This window comes from Vibrio cyclitrophicus (genome assembly GCA_023206055.1).
Classification (GTDB): Bacteria; Pseudomonadota; Gammaproteobacteria; order Enterobacterales; family Vibrionaceae; genus Vibrio; species Vibrio cyclitrophicus_A.
Genome location: CP065366.1, coordinates 2,169,482 through 2,187,206, shown reverse-complemented (window position 1 = coordinate 2,187,206; position 17,725 = coordinate 2,169,482). Strand labels below are relative to the sequence as shown.

Below are 17,725 nucleotides of genomic sequence, written 5' to 3'. Positions count from 1 at the left end.
GTGCAATTACGTTGTGAATTTATTTGCATATAAATCAGCGCCATACTAACTTTTAACTAAGTTTTTCAAACTCCAATAAGAATACCTCGATTTGTGAAAAGACGCCCCTTAGCACAGACATGGCATTTTTTATGGGGAAGACTAGTCTTAAGAGTAAGTAAAATATAAAAAAACAGGTGAAATACTTTTCTCTTTTCAAGCCGGTTGAGCGTAACAATGGATTGCCATTGATGAGAGTTAAAGTATGTATTCAATTGAAACCTGAAATTGCTATTACCAATAATTTTCACAGCGCTTAAGAGTAGTGTTTTGTGACAACGGGGGATGTATGGATATTGAAGTTTCGCGCCAGGCTGCTGTAGTTGAAGCTGTGAGTGGGGATGTTGTCGTAGTTAAGCCTGACGGCAGTGTAAGAAAGATTTCAGTTGGCGATACTATCCGTGCAAATGAGATCGTTATTACTTCGAACGGATCTGAAGTTCTATTGGGTGTCCAAAACGCTGCTATTCCAGTTGGCGAGAATTGTGTCGGTTGTGTTGATAATAATATTGCGTGGTCAGAAGCCCCAATTGCAGGTGAAGTCAGTTTTGACCTAGAGCAAGCGGACGCCGGAACCTTTACCGACGATGACCTTGCTGCTATCCAAGATGCAATTTTGGGTGGTGCCGACCCAACCCAAATATTAGAGGCAACGGCGGCTGGTGGCGGAGAAGGTTCTGCAAACGCCGGCTTTGTCACTATTGATTACAACTACACACAGACTCAGCCATCGACATTCTTTGAAACCGCAGGTTTAGATGATCAAACCGTTGACGAAGATAGAGAAGAATTTAGATCAATTACTCGCCCATCGGGCGGTCAGTCAATCAATGAAATGCTCACTGAAGGATCCATATCTGGTAATACCTATCCCCAATCTATTACAACTACCGAAACGATTATTGCTGGTAGCTTAGCGCTCGCCCCTGGCTCTTTCGCTCCAGAAACACTGTCCCTCGCTTCACTACTCAATGAACTAAACAGTGATATTACCTCGAGTGGTCAACCCGTTACGTTTACTTATGATGCGGCGACGAACTCAATCATTGGTGTTCAAGGCACCGGTGAAGTACTACGCATCGACATCGATGTTGTTAGTGTTGGCAACAACGTTGAGCTTTCACTGACCACAACGATTTCTCAACCAATTGATCATGTAACGTCTGTCGGTGGTGGACAGGTTTCCTATACAGGCGATCAAATTAACATCACTTTTGATATTCAAGGTGAAGACACTGCAGGAAACCCATTAGCAACACCAATCAATGTGCAAGTTGCCGTGGTTGATGGGGTCGATCCGTCTGCTGAAAGTGTCAATATCACTAACGTTGAAACTAGCAGCGCAGCAATCGAAGGCACGTTCTCTAATATTGGTAGTGATAACCTTCAATCAGCCGTATTTGATGCAAGTGCACTGGACCAGTTTGATGGGTTGCTCAGTGATAATCAAAACACGCTTGCAAGGCTATCTGATGATGGAACAACGATTACTCTGTCCATCCAAGGTCGAGGTGAGGTTGTTCTTACTATCTCACTAGATACCGATGGTACTTATAAATTCGAGCAGTTTAATCCAATAGAACAAGTGGGCTCCGATTCACTGACGTTCGATTTACCGATCACGATTACCGATTTCGACCAAGATGTTGTAACCAATACCATTAACATTGAAATTACTGATGGCGATAGCCCGGTTGTGACCAATGTTGACAGTATTGATGTTGATGAAGCTGGTATTGTTGGTGGTTCTCAAGAGGGAACCGCGCCCGTAGCGGGTAGCGGAAGTATTACTGCCGATATTTTTGAAAGCGACATCATCGATCATTACGAGCTTGAACCTACGGAGTTTAATACTAGTGGCTCTTTAACGTCTAATGGCGAAGCCGTATTGCTTGAGCTTATTGATGAAACTAACGGTGTAAGAACTTACGAAGGCTACGTTGAAGTCAATGGTTCTCGAATTACTGTCTTTGACGTTAAAGTTGATAGTCCGTCATTGGGGAACTATGAATTCACTCTGTACGAAGAGCTTTCTCACCAAGGTGCTGAAGACGCGTTGTTGACTTTTGCTCTGCCTATTTATGCCGTTGATGCGGATGGAGATAGCTCTGCACTGTCCGGAGGTTCGAACACACCAGAAGCTGCTGAGATTCTCGTCAATGTCACAGATGATGTTGTTGAGCTCGTTGATAAGGTTGAGTCAGTTACTGAGCCAACTTTAGCGGGCGATACTATTGTTTCGTATAACCTGTTCAATTTCGAAGGCGCAGATGGCTCTACAATTCAATCGTTTAACTATGATGGTGTTGATTACTCACTAGATCAAAGCCTGCTCCCCGATGCTCCCCAGACTTTCAGTTTTACTGAGGGTGTCGTCACTATCTCATTAAACGGTGATTTCAGTTTTGAAGTCGCTCGTGATATCGACCACTCAAGCAGTGAAACGATAGTAAAACAGTTCTCATTTCTAGCTGAAGATGGTGATGGAGATACTGATACCTCAACACTTGAGCTGAGTATTACCGATGGTCAGAACCCAACTATAGATCTGATTCCACCTGTTACTTTATCTGAAACAGATCTTGCCGATGGTTCTACACCAAGCGGAAGTGCAGTGAGCGCAACTGAAACAATTACCTTTACTGCAGGCAGTGATGATGTGGCGAGTTTCCGTATTGAGCCAACCGAGTTCAATATCGATGGTGCACTGAAATCGAATGGCTTTGTGGTTGAGATAAAAGAAGACTCGGCTAATCCGGGCACTTATATCGGTTTTATCACTGATGGCTCGAATGCTGAAGTTCCAGTGTTCACCATTAGTTTCTCGGCAACCACGCTCGGCGAATACACCTTTACTCTGCTTGAAGCGTTAGACCATGTGGATGGTTTAGATAACAACGATCTGAGCTTCGAACTGCCTGTTTATGCAGTTGACACAGACGGTGACGATTCATTGGTGTCTCAACTTAACGTGACCATCGGTGATGATGTCCAAGTCATGCAAGATGGTACGTTAGATATTGTTGAACCGAACCTTGCAGACGGCACGATCACGACCAATACCATTGACGTGATGCCAAATCAGAGTGCCGATGGCGCGACGATCACTCAATTTGCCTATGACGGTCAACTACGAACACTGGATCAGAATGACACTGGCGAGCAGCAGTTTAGCTTCACGGAAGGTGAACTGTTTATCACCCTTGAAGGTGAAGTACGCTTTGAGCCGAACCGCGACCTAGACCATTCAGTTAACGAAGACATCGTGAAGTCGATTGTGGTGACTTCAAGTGATTTTGATAATGATTCTCTGACATCAACCGTAACGTTGACAATCACTGATGGTGATAACCCTACGATTGACGTTATTCCGAGCGTTACTCTTTCTGAAATGAATCTCAGTGATGGCTCTGCGCCAAGTGGCAGCGCGGTAAACTCGACTCAAACCATCACGTTTACCAATCAAAGTGATGATGTGGTTCGTTTCCGTATTGAACCAACAGAATTCAATATTAACGACGATCTTAAATCGAACGGTTTAGCCGTTGAGTTGCGCGAAGATCCGGCAGGGTCGGGTGACTACATTGGTTTTACGACCAGTGCGACGAACGTAGAAACCACGGTATTTACGCTTAGCTTCTCTAGCACTACATTAGGTGAATATACCTTTACTCTTCTTGAGGCTTTGGATCATCAAGACGCCCGAGGTAACAACGACCTCGGCTTTGATCTGCCTGTTTATGCGGTAGACAGTGACGGCGATGATTCAATCATGTCACCGTTAAGTGTCACCATCGGCGATGATGTTCAAATCATGCAAGATGGCACGTTAGATATCATTGAGCCGAATCTTGCTGATGGCACAGTGACAACTGGTACTGTCGATGTGATGCCAAATCAAAGTGCCGATGGCGCGACGATCACTCAGTTCACTTATGACGGTCAACTTCGAACGCTTAACCAAAATGACAATGGCGAACAACAGTTTAGCTTCACGGAAGGCGAACTGTTCATCACGCTTCAAGGTGAAGTGCGCTTTGAGCCTAATCGTAATCTAGACCACACGCTGAACGAAGACATCGTGAAGTCGATTGTGGTGACGTCTAGTGACTCCGATAACGATGTATTGACCTCAACCGTAACGCTGACCATTACCGATGGTGATATCCCTACCATTGATAATGTACCAACAGTGAACTTGTCGGAAACCAATCTGATTGATGGCTCTGCACCAAGCGGCAGCGCGGTTAGCTCAACTCAAACCATTACTTACACCACTCAAAGTGATGATGTGACCAGTTTCCGAATTGAACCAACCGAGTTCAATGTTGGCGGTGCTCTGACTTCCAACGGATTAGCAGTCGAACTGAAAGCCGATCCAACCACTCCGGGCGGCTACATCGGTTATGTTACTAATGGTTCGAACGTTGAAACCAACGTGTTCACGATTAGTTTCTCGGATACTAACTTAGGTCAATACACCTTCACCTTGCTTGAAGCGTTAGACCATGTAGATGGCTTGGCAAATAATGATCTGAGCTTTGCTCTGCCTGTTTACGCCGTTGATAGCGATGGCGATGATTCATTAGTGTCTCAATTAAATGTAACCATCGGTGACGATGTTCAAATCGTGCAAGATGGTACGTTAGATATCACTGAGCCAAACCTTGCAGACGGTACAATCACGACCAATACCATTGATGTAATGCCGGAACAAAGTGCCGACGGTGCGACCATTACCCAGTTTACTTATGACGGGCAAGTTCGAACACTGGATCAAACGGACACTGGTGAGCAGCAATTTAGCTTCACAGAAGGTGAGTTGTTCATCACTCTTGAAGGTGAAGTACGCTTCGAACCAAACCGTAATCTAGACCACACGTCTAGCGAAGACATCGTCAAATCGATAGTGGTGGCCTCAAGCGATTCAGACAATGACGTACTGACTTCCACAGTGACTCTGACGATTACAGATGGTGATATCCCAACGATCGAATCCGTGCCGAGCGTGTCGCTCTCAGAAACGCAACTTGCCGATGGTTCAACGCCGAGTGGCAGTGCCGTTAGTCAGACCGAGACCATCTCGTTCACCAACCAAAGTGATGACGTAGTGAATTTCCGAATTGAGCCAACAGAGTTCAATGTCGGTGGAGCACTGAAATCGAATGGCTTTACAGTCGAGATAGAAGAAGATTCGGCTAATCCGGGAACTTACATAGGCTTTATTACCAACGGTTCGAACACTGAAGTTCCAGTGTTCACTATTGCCTTCTCTACAAGTACGTTGGGCGAATACACCTTTACCTTGCTTGAAGCGTTAGACCATGTAGATGGTTTAGATAAGAACGATTTGAGCTTCGATCTGCCTGTTTATGCGGTTGATACGGACGGCGATGATTCACTGGTGTCTCAGCTTAATGTGACCATTGGTGATGATGTTCAGATCATGCAAGACGGCACGTTAGATATCACCGAGCCAAATCTGGCCGACGGTACGGTGACAACCAACACCATTGATGTGATGCCAAACCAAAGTGCTGATGGCGCGACGATCACTCAGTTCACCTATGACGGTGTCGTAAACACACTGGATCAAAGTATTTCAGGCGAGCAGCAGTTTAGCTTCACAGAAGGCGAACTGTTTATCACTCTTGAAGGTGAAATGCGCTTTGAGCCGAACCGAAATTTAGACCACTCGGTGAGTGAAGATATCGTGAAATCGATTGTTGTAACTTCAAGTGACTTCGATAACGATTCTCTGACTTCTACCGTAACGCTTACAATCACTGATGGTGATAATCCGACTATTGATGCGGTGCCGAGCGTATCACTTGAAGAAGCTAATCTTGCTGATGGCTCATTGCCAAGTGGTAGTGCGGTTAGCCAAACGGAAACCATCACTTTCACTCATCAAAGTGATGACGTTGAGAAATTCCGTTTAGAGCCAAGTGAATTTAATACTAACAATGCGCTCAAGTTCGATGGTTTGATCATTGAGATTCGAGAAGAGCCAACAGGTACAGGCAATTACATTGGTTTCACGACTGATATTTCGAATGTAGAAACGACAGTGTTCACTGTAGATTTCAGCAGCACGACTTTGGGTGAATATACCTTTACGCTGCTAGAAGCAATCGACCATACACCGATTCAAGGCAATAATAATCTGACGTTCAACTTGCCAGTATACGCCGTTGATACTGACGGTGATGACTCTCTCATGTCACCGCTGTCAGTCACCATTACCGATGATGTTCAAGTTATGGTAAGCGGTGATCTGACGATTGAAGAGCCTACTGTGGCTGACTTGGCTGCAGGAACTCCGGCGACATCGGTCTTCGATGTCTTGACCTCGCCAAGCGCTGATGGCGCGAGCGTGATTCAGTTCACCTATGACGGCACAGTTTATTCTCTAAATCCGAATGATGCGACAGAGCAAGAGTTTACCTTCACGGAAGGTTCGCTGTTTATCACGACGCAAGGGGATGTGCGCTTTGAGCCTAATCGTAATCTAGACCACACGCTAAACGAAGACATCGTGAAGTCGATTGTGGTGACGTCTAGTGACTCCGATAACGATGTATTGACCTCAACTGTTACGCTGACCATTACCGATGGTGATATCCCAATCATTGATAATGTACCAACAGTGAACTTGTCGGAAACCAATCTGAGTGATGGCTCTGCGCCAAGTGGGAGTGCAGTTAGCTCAACCCAAACCATTACTTACACCACTCAAAGTGATGAAGTTACCAGCTTCCGAATTGAACCAACCGAGTTCAATGTTGGCGGCGCTCTGACATCCAACGGTTTGGCCGTCGAACTGAAAGTCGATCCAACCACACCGGGCGGTTACATCGGTTTTGTTACGGATGGTTCGAACGTTGAAACCAACGTATTCACGATTAGTTTCTCGGATACCAATTTAGGCCAATACACCTTCACCTTACTTGAAGCGTTAGACCATGTAGATGGCCTCGCAAATAATAATTTGAGTTTCGACTTACCGGTTTACGCCGTTGATAGTGATGGCGATGATTCACTGGTGTCTCAGCTTAATGTGACCATCGGTGATGATGTCCAAATCATGCAAGGTGGTACGTTAGATATCACTGAGCCAAATCTTGCAGATGGCACAATCACAACCAATACCATCGATGTGATGCAAAATCAGAGTGCCGATGGTGCGACGATCACTCAGTTCACTTATGACGGTCAACTACGAACACTTGATCAGAATGACTCTGGCGAGCAGCAATTTAGCTTCACCGAGGGTGAGCTGTTCATCACTCTTGAAGGTGAAATTCGCTTCGAGCCAAACCGTAATCTAGACCACACGCTTAGCGAAGATATCGTGAAGTCGATTGTTGTGACTTCAAGCGATTTAGATAACGATGTGGTGACGTCAACGGTCACTCTGACCATTACTGATGGTGACATCCCAACCATTGATGCCGTGCCAAGCGTTATTTTGTCTGAAACCAACCTGAGTGACGGTTCTGCAACAAGCGGCAGCGCAGTCAGTCAGACCGAAACGATTACCTTCACGAACCAAAGTGATGATGTGGCGAGTTTCCGTATTGAGCCAACCGAGTTCAATGTAGGTGGAGCTCTGAAATCGAATGGATTTGCGGTCGAGATAAAAGAAGATTTTGCTAACCCAGGTACTTACATCGGCTTTATTACCAACGGTTCGAATACTGAAGTTCCCGTATTCACCATTGCCTTCTCTACGAGCACACTGGGTGAATACACTTTTACTTTGCTTGAAGCATTAGACCATGTGGATGGTTTAGATAACAATGATCTGAGCTTTGACCTGCCTGTTTATGCGGTTGACACAGACGGTGATGATTCGTTGGTGTCTCAACTGAATGTAACCATCGGTGATGATGTCCAAATCATGCAAGACGGCACGTTAGATATCATCGAGCCAAATCTGGCCGACGGTACGGTGACAACCAACACCATTGATGTGATGCCAAACCAAAGTGCGGATGGGGCGACGATCACCCAGTTTACTTATGACGGTCAACTACGAACACTTGATCAGAATGACACTGGAGAACAGCAGTTTAGCTTCACCGAAGGCGAGCTGTTTATCACCCTTGAAGGTGAAGTACGCTTTGAGCCGAACCGCGACCTAGACCACTCGGTGAATGAAGACATCGTGAAGTCGATTGTGGTGACTTCAAGTGATTTTGATAATGACTCTCTGACTTCAACCGTAACGCTGACGATAACCGATGGTGATAACCCGACGATTGACGTTATTCCGAGCGTGACGCTTTCTGAAACGAATCTGAGTGATGGCTCTGCGCCAAGTGGCAGCGCGGTAAGCTCCACTCAAACCATTACGTTCACCAACCAAAGTGATGACATTGAGAAATTCCGTATTGAGCCAACGGAGTTCAATACTAACGATGATCTTAAATCGAACGGTTTAGCCGTTGAGTTGCGCGAAGACCCACAAGGTTCGGGTAATTACATTGGTTTTACAACCAGCGCGACGAACGTAGAAACCACGGTATTTACGCTGAGCTTTTCGAGCACCACATTGGGTGAGTACACATTCACACTTCTCGAAGCCTTGGATCACCAAGATGCCCGTGGCAACAACAGCCTCAGTTTTGATTTACCCGTTTACGCGGTAGATAGCGACGGCGATGATTCACTGATGTCTCCGTTAAACGTCACTATCGGCGATGATGTTCAAATCATGCAAGATAGTACGTTAGATATCATCGAGCCAAATCTTGCAGATGGTACAGTGACAACTGGTACTGTTGATGTGATGCCAAATCAAAGTGCCGATGGTGCGACGGTGACGCAATTCACTTATGACGGTCAACTTCGAACACTTGATCAGAATGACAATGGCGAGCAACAGTTTAGCTTCACAGAAGGCGAGTTGTTTATCACGCTTGAAGGTGAAGTGCGCTTTGAGCCTAATCGTAATCTAGACCACACACTGAACGAAGACATCGTGAAGTCAATCGTGGTGACGTCTAGTGACTCCGATAACGATGTATTGACCTCAACTGTTACGCTGACCATTACCGATGGTGATATCCCAATCATTGATAATGTTCCAACTGTGAACTTGTCGGAAACGAATTTGATTGATGGCTCTGCACCAAGCGGCAGCGCGGTTAGCTCAACTCAAACCATTACTTACACCACTCAAAGTGATGATGTGACCAGTTTCCGAATTGAACCAACCGAGTTCAATGTTGGCGGTGCTCTGACTTCCAACGGATTAGCAGTCGAACTGAAAGCCGATCCAACCACTCCGGGCGGCTACATCGGTTATGTTACTAATGGTTCGAACGTTGAAACCAACGTGTTCACGATTAGTTTCTCGGATACTAACTTAGGTCAATACACCTTCACCTTGCTTGAAGCGTTAGACCATGTAGATGGCTTGGCAAATAATGATCTGAGCTTTGCTCTGCCTGTTTACGCCGTTGATAGCGATGGCGATGATTCATTAGTGTCTCAATTAAATGTAACCATCGGTGACGATGTTCAAATCGTGCAAGATGGTACGTTAGATATCACTGAGCCAAACCTTGCAGACGGTACAATCACGACCAATACCATTGATGTAATGCCGGAACAAAGTGCCGATGGTGCGACCATCACTCAGTTTACTTATGACGGTCAAGTTCGCACTCTAGATCAAACCGACAATGGTGAGCAGCAATTTAGCTTCACGGAAGGTGAGTTGTTCATCACTCTTGAAGGTGAAGTACGCTTCGAACCAAACCGCAATCTAGATCACACGCTTAGCGAAGACATCGTCAAATCGATAGTGGTGACCTCAAGCGATTCAGACAACGACGTACTGACTTCTACAGTGACGCTGACCATTACGGATGGTGATATCCCAACGATCGAATCCGTGCCGAGCGTGTCGCTATCAGAAACGCAACTTGCCGATGGTTCAACGCCGAGTGGCAGTGCAGTCAGTCAGACCGAGACCATCTCGTTCACCTACCAAAGTGATGATGTTGAGAAGTTCCGAATCGAACCGACCGAGTTCAATGTAGGTGGTGCGTTAACGTCGAATAACATTGTTGTCGAGCTCAAAGAAGATCCAGCAGACTCAGGCATTTATGTTGGCTTTATTGATGACGCTGGAACGGACGTTCCTGTCTTCAGCTTAAGCTTCTCAGGTACTACGTTAGGCGAATACACCTTCACACTGCTTGAAGCATTAGACCATGCAGGTGGTCTCGACAATAACGATCTGAGCTTTGATCTACCCGTTTATGCGGTTGATACAGACGGCGACGATTCATTGGTGTCTCAACTTAACGTGACCATTGGTGATGATGTCCAAATCATGCAAGACGATAAGTTAGATATTACTGAGCCAAATCTTGCAGACGGCACAATTACAACCAACACCATTGATGTGATGCCAAATCAGAGTGCTGATGGTGCGACGATCATTCAGTTTACTTATGATGGTAAGCTACGAACACTTGATCAAAATGACACTGGCGAACAGCAATTCAGTTTTACTGAAGGTGAGTTGTTTATCACCCTTGAAGGGGAAGTGCGCTTTGAGCCGAACCGCGGTCTAGACCACTCAGTGAGTGAAGACATCGTGAAGTCGATTGTGGTGACTTCAAGTGACTTCGATAATGATCCGGTGACTTCAACCGTTACGCTAACCATTACTGATGGTGATATCCCAACCATCGATGCCGTGCCAAGCGTCTTGCTTGAAGAAGCGGACTTAATTGACGGCTCATCGCCAAGTGGTAGTGCCGTCAGTCAAACTGAAACCATCACTTTCATTCATCAAAGTGATGATGTTGAAAAGTTCCGATTAGAGCCAACTCAGTTCAATATCGACGAATCATTGAAATCCGATGGGTTGCCGATTGACTTAAAAGAAGACCCTGCAGGATCCGGTAACTACATAGGTTTCACGACCAGCGTCTTGAATGTAGAAACGCAGATTTTCACGCTCAACTTTAGCGCTGCGACTTTGGGTCAATATACGTTTACGTTGTTGGAGAATATCGATCATGAAGATGGTCGTGGCAATAATGGTCTTACCTTCAATCTACCAGTCTATGCAGTCGATACTGACGGTGATGACTCTCTCGTGTCACCGCTGTCAGTCACCATTACCGACGATGTTCAAGTTATGGTAAGCGGTGATCTGACGATTGAAGAGCCTACTGTTGCTGATTTGGCAGCAGGTACTCCGGCGACATCGGTCTTCGATGTCTTGACCTCGCCAAGCGCTGACGGCGCGAGCGTGACTCAGTTCACCTATGACGGCACAGTTTATTCTCTAAATCCGAATGATGCGACAGAGCAAGAGTTTACCTTCACGGAAGGTTCGCTGTTTATCAGGACACAAGGGGATGTGCGCTTTGAGCCGAACCGAGATTTAGACCACTCTGCTGGTGATATTGTGAAGAGTATCGTCGTGACATCTAGTGATGGTGATGACGACGTTCTTACCTCCACAGTCACTTTGACCATTACCGATGGTGATGTTCCGACCATTGACGTGATTCCACCCATTTCACTGGCGGAATCGAATCTCGCAGATGGATCTGATCCATCGAACTCTGCAGTCAGCGACACCAAAGTCATTCAGTTTACTCATGAGAGTGACGATGTTGAGTTTTTCCGTATTGAGCCAACGCAGTTCAATACACTTGGCGCGTTAACATCCAATAACTTGGTCGTTCAGTTGAAAGAAGACCCTAACAGTGCTGGCGATTACATCGGCTTTGTTAAAGACGCTTCGGATGTTGAAACTAATATCTTTACGGTGAGTTTCTCTGACTCTAATTTAGGCCAATATACCTTCACGCTACTGGAAGCACTCGATCATGACGATGGTCTGGTGAATAACAGTTTGAGCTTTGACCTGCCGGTTTATGCCGTAGACAGCGACGGTGATGACTCAGTAATGTCGCCATTAACGGTGAGCATCGGTGATGATGTCCAAATCATGCAAGGTGGTACGTTAGATATCACTGAGCCAAATCTTGCAGATGGCACAATCACAACCAATACCATTGATGTAATGCCGGAACAAAGTGCCGACGGTGCGACCATCACTCAGTTTACGTATGACGGGCGAGTTCGCACTCTAGATCAAACCGACAATGGTGAGCAACAATTTAGCTTCACGGAAGGTGAGTTGTTCATCACTCTTGAAGGTGAAATTCGCTTCGAACCAAACCGCAATCTAGATCACACGCTTAGCGAAGACATCGTCAAATCGATAATGGTGACCTCAAGCGATTCAGACAACGACGTACTGACTTCTACAGTGACGCTGACCATTACGGATGGTGATATCCCAACGATCGAATCCGTGCCGAGCGTGTCGCTATCAGAAACGCAACTTGCCGATGGTTCAACGCCGAGTGGCAGTGCAGTCAGTCAGACCGAGACCATCTCGTTCACCAACCAAAGTGATGACGTAGTGAGTTTCCGAATTGAGCCAACAGAGTTCAATGTCGGTGGAGCACTGAAATCGAATGGCTTTACAGTCGAGATAGAAGAAGATTCTGCTAATCCGGGAACTTACATAGGCTTTATTACCAACGGTTCGAACACTGAAGTTCCAGTGTTCACTATTGCCTTCTCTACGAGTACGTTGGGTGAATACACCTTTACTTTGCTTGAAGCGTTAGATCATGCAGATGGCCTAACGAATAACGATCTGAGCTTTGATCTACCCGTTTATGCGGTTGATACAGACGGCGACGATTCATCGGTGTCTCAACTTAACGTGACCATCGGTGATGATGTACAGATCATGCAAAACGGTACGTTAGATATCATCGAGCCAAATCTGGCCGACGGTACGGTGACAACCAGCACCATTGATGTGATGCCAAACCAAAGTGCCGATGGTGCGACGATCACTCAGTTTACTTATGATGGCCAGCTACGAACACTTGATCAAAATGACAATGGCGAACAGCAGTTTAGTTTCACGGAAGGTGAATTGTTTATCACCCTTGAAGGTGAAGTGCGCTTTGAACCTAATCGCGATCTAGACCATTCCGTTAGCGAAGATATCGTGAAGTCGATAGTAGTGACTTCAAGCGACTTCGATAACGATCCGGTGACTTCAACCATTAAGCTGACCATTACTGATGGTGACAATCCGACTATCGATTCGGTACCGAGCGTCTTGCTTGAAGAAGCGGACTTAATTGACGGCTCATCGCCAAGTGGTAGTGCGGTTAGCCAAACTGAAATCATCACTTTCACGAATCAAAGTGATGATGTTGAAAAGTTCCGATTAGAGCCAACCCAGTTCAATACCGACAACTTACTTAAGTCGGACGGCTTAATCATTGAAATACGAGAAGAGCCAACAGGCTCTGGTAATTATACTGGTTTCACGACTGATATTTCGAATGTAGAAACGACAGTGTTCACTGTAGATTTCAGCAGCACGACTTTGGGTGAATATACCTTTACGCTGCTAGAAGCAATCGACCATACACCGATTCAAGGCAATAATAATCTGACGTTCAACTTGCCAGTATACGCCGTTGATACTGACGGTGATGACTCTCTCATGTCACCGCTGTCAGTCACCATTACCGATGATGTTCAAGTTATGGTAAGCGGTGATCTGACGATTGAAGAGCCTACTGTGGCTGACTTGGCTGCAGGAACTCCGGCGACATCGGTCTTCGATGTCTTGACCTCGCCAAGCGCTGATGGCGCGAGCGTGACTCAGTTCACCTATGACGGCACAGTTTATTCTCTAAATCCGAATGATGCGACAGAGCAAGAGTTTACCTTCACGGAAGGTTCGCTGTTTATCACGACACAAGGGGATGTGCGCTTTGAGCCGAACCGAGATTTAGACCACTCTGCTGGTGATATTGTGAAGAGTATCGTCGTGACATCTAGTGATGGTGATGACGACGTTCTTACCTCCACAGTCACTTTGACCATTACCGATGGTGATGTTCCGACCATTGACGTGATTCCACCCATTTCACTGGCGGAATCGAATCTCGCAGATGGATCTGATCCATCGAACTCTGCAGTCAGCGACACCAAAGTCATTCAGTTTACTCATGAGAGTGACGATGTTGAGTTTTTCCGTATTGAGCCAACGCAGTTCAATACACTTGGCGCGTTAACATCCAATAACTTGGTCGTTCAGTTGAAAGAAGACCCTAACAGTGCTGGCGATTACATCGGCTTTGTTAAAGACGCTTCGGATGTTGAAACTAATATCTTTACGGTGAGTTTCTCTGACTCTAATTTAGGCCAATATACCTTCACGCTACTGGAAGCACTCGATCATGACGATGGTCTGGTGAAGAACAGTTTGAGCTTTGACCTGCCGGTTTATGCCGTAGACAGCGACGGTGATGACTCAGTGATGTCGCCATTAACGGTGAGCATCGAAGATGATGTTCAAGGCATGAGCAACGGAATCTTGACCATCGAAGAGCCGACGGTTGCCGATCTGGCTGCAGGGGTGGTGGCCACAACCACCATTGATGTAATGCCGGAACAAAGTGCCGACGGTGCGACCATCACTCAGTTTACTTATGACGGGCAAGTTCGAACACTGGATCAAACCGACAATGGTGAGCAGCAATTTAGCTTCACGGAAGGTGAGTTGTTCATCACTCTTGAAGGTGACGTACGCTTTGAGCCAAACCGTAACCTTGACCATGAATCCGGCCCAATCGTGAAGTCGATTGTGGTGACATCCAGTGACGGTGATCTCGATGTTGAGACGGCAACGGTTGTTCTGACCATCACTGATGGCGATATTCCAACGATCGAATCCGTGCCGAGCGTGTCGCTATCAGAAACGCAACTTGCCGATGGTTCAACGCCGAGTGGCAGTGCAGTCAGTCAAACTGAGACCATCACCTTTACCAACCAAAGTGATGACGTAGTGAGTTTCCGAATTGAGCCAACAGAGTTCAATGTCGGTGGAGCACTGAAATCGAATGGCTTTGCGGTCGAGATAGAAGAAGATTCTGCTAACCCGGGTACTTACATAGGCTTTATTACCAATGGCCCGGGCACTGAAGTTCCAGTGTTCACCATTAGTTTCTCGGCAACCACACTAGGCGAATACACCTTTACTCTGCTTGAAGCGTTAGATCATGCAGATGGCCTAACGAATAACGATCTGAGCTTTGATCTACCCGTTTATGCGGTTGATACAGACGGCGACGATTCATTGGTGTCTCAACTTAACGTGACCATCGGTGATGATGTACAGATCATGCAAAACGGTACGTTAGATATCATCGAGCCAAATCTTGCAGACGGCACAATTACAACCAGCACCATTGATGTAATGCCAAATCAAAGTGCTGATGGTGCGACGATCACTCAGTTTACTTATGATGGACAGCTACGAACACTTGATCAAAATGACACTGGCGAACAGCAATTCAGTTTTACTGAAGGTGAGTTGTTTATCACTCTTGAAGGTGAAGTGCGCTTTGAGCCGAACCGCGATCTAGACCACTCAGTGAGTGAAGATATCGTGAAGTCGATAGTAGTGACTTCAAGCGACTTCGATAACGATCCGGTGACTTCAACCATTACGCTGACCATTACTGATGGTGACAATCCGACTATCGATTCGGTACCGAGCGTCTTGCTTGAAGAAGCGGACTTAATTGACGGCTCATCGCCAAGTGGTAGTGCCGTCAGTCAAACTGAAACCATCCCTTTCACTCATCAAAGTGATGATGTTGAAAAGTTCCGATTAGAGCCAACTCAGTTCAATACAGACGACTCACTTAAGTCGGATGGCTTGATCATTGAAATACGAGAAGAGCCAACAGGCTCTGGTAATTATACTGGTTTCACGACTGATATTTCGAATGTAGAAACGACAGTATTCACCGTAGATTTCAGCAGCACGACTTTGGGTGAATATACCTTTACGCTGCTAGAAGCAATCGACCATACACCAATTCAAGGCAATAATAATCTAACATTCAACTTGCCAGTATACGCCGTTGATACCGACGGTGATGACTCTCTCATGTCACCGCTGTCTGTCACCATTACCGACGATGTTCAAGTTATGGTAAGCGGTGATCTGACGATTGAAGAGCCTACTATTGCTGATTTGGCAGCAGGAACTCCGGCGACATCGGTCTTCGATGTCTTGACCTCGCCAAGCGCTGATGGCGCGAGCGTGACGCAATTCACTTATGACGGTCAGCTTCGAACTTTGGATCAAACTGACAATGGTGAGCAGCAATTTAGTTTCACAGAAGGTGAGCTATTCATTACGCTTGAAGGTGAAGTGCGCTTTGAGCCCAATCGTAATCTTGACCACACGCTGAACGAAGACATCGTTAAATCAATCGTAGTGACATCTAGTGATGGTGATGACGACGTTCTTACCTCCACAGTCACTTTGACCATTACCGATGGTGATGTTCCGACCATTGATGTGATTCCACCCATCTCACTGGCGGAATCGAATCTAGCAGATGGCTCTGATCCATCGAACTCTACAGTCAGCGACACCAAAGTTATTCAATTTACTCATGAGAGTGACGATGTTGAGTTTTTCCGTATCGAGCCAACGCAGTTCAATACACTTGGAACGTTAACATCCAATAACTTGGTCGTTCAGTTGAAAGAAGACCCTAACAGTGCTGGCGATTACATCGGCTTTGTTAAAGACGCTTCGGATGTTGAAACCAATATCTTTACGGTGAGTTTCTCTGACTCTAATTTAGGCCAATATACCTTCACGTTACTGGAAGCTCTCGATCATGACGATGGTCTGGTGAAGAACAGTTTGAGCTTTGACCTGCCGGTTTATGCAGTAGACAGCGACGGTGATGATTCAGTAATGTCGCCATTAACGGTGATTATCGAAGATGATGTTCAAGGCATGAGTAACGGAACCTTGACCATCGAAGAGCCGACGGTTGCCGATCTTGCGGCAGGGGTGGTGGCCACAACCACCATTGATGTAATGCCGGAACAAAGTGCTGATGGTGCGACCATCACTCAGTTTACTTATGACGGTCAAGTTCGCACTCTAGATCAAACCGACAATGGTGAGCAGCAATTTAGCTTCACGGAAGGTGAGTTGTTCATCACTCTTGAAGGTGACGTACGCTTTGAGCCAAAACGTAACCTTGACCATGAATCCGGCCCAATCGTGAAGTCGATTGTGGTGACATCCAGTGACGGTGATCTCGATGTTGAGACGGCAACGGTTGTTCTGACCATCACTGATGGCGATATTCCAACGATCGAATCCGTGCCGAGCGTGTCGCTATCAGAAACGCAACTTGCCGATGGTTCAACGCCGAGTGGCAGTGCAGTCAGTCAAACTGAGACCATCACCTTTACCAACCAAAGTGATGACGTAGTGAGTTTCCGAATTGAGCCAACAGAGTTCAATGTCGGTGGAGCACTGAAATCGAATGGCTTTGCGGTCGAGATAGAAGACGATTCTGCTAATCCGGGTACTTACATAGGCTTTATTACCAACGGTTCGAGCACTGAAGTTCCAGTGTTCACCATTAGTTTCTCGGCAACCACACTAGGCGAATACACCTTTACTCTGCTTGAAGCGTTAGACCATGTGGATGGTTTAGATAATAACGATCTGAGTTTCGATCTGCCTGTTTATGCAGTTGACACAGACGGTGACGATTCATTGGTG

At 46.1% G+C, this 17,725-nt stretch carries 1 protein-coding gene (only partly in view); it reads left to right on the top strand.

Going from position 1 to position 17,725, the window contains the following annotated elements; translation table 11 throughout:
• The first annotated feature begins 328 nt into the window (after positions 1 to 328).
• Positions 329 to 17,725, top strand: partial view of a retention module-containing protein gene (locus tag ITG09_09600; protein ID UPR50971.1) — the 5' portion only. 14,628 nt of this gene lie beyond the right edge of the window; the window shows 17,397 of its 32,025 coding nt (coding positions 1-17,397); its start codon is at positions 329 to 331; its stop codon lies beyond the right edge, outside the window.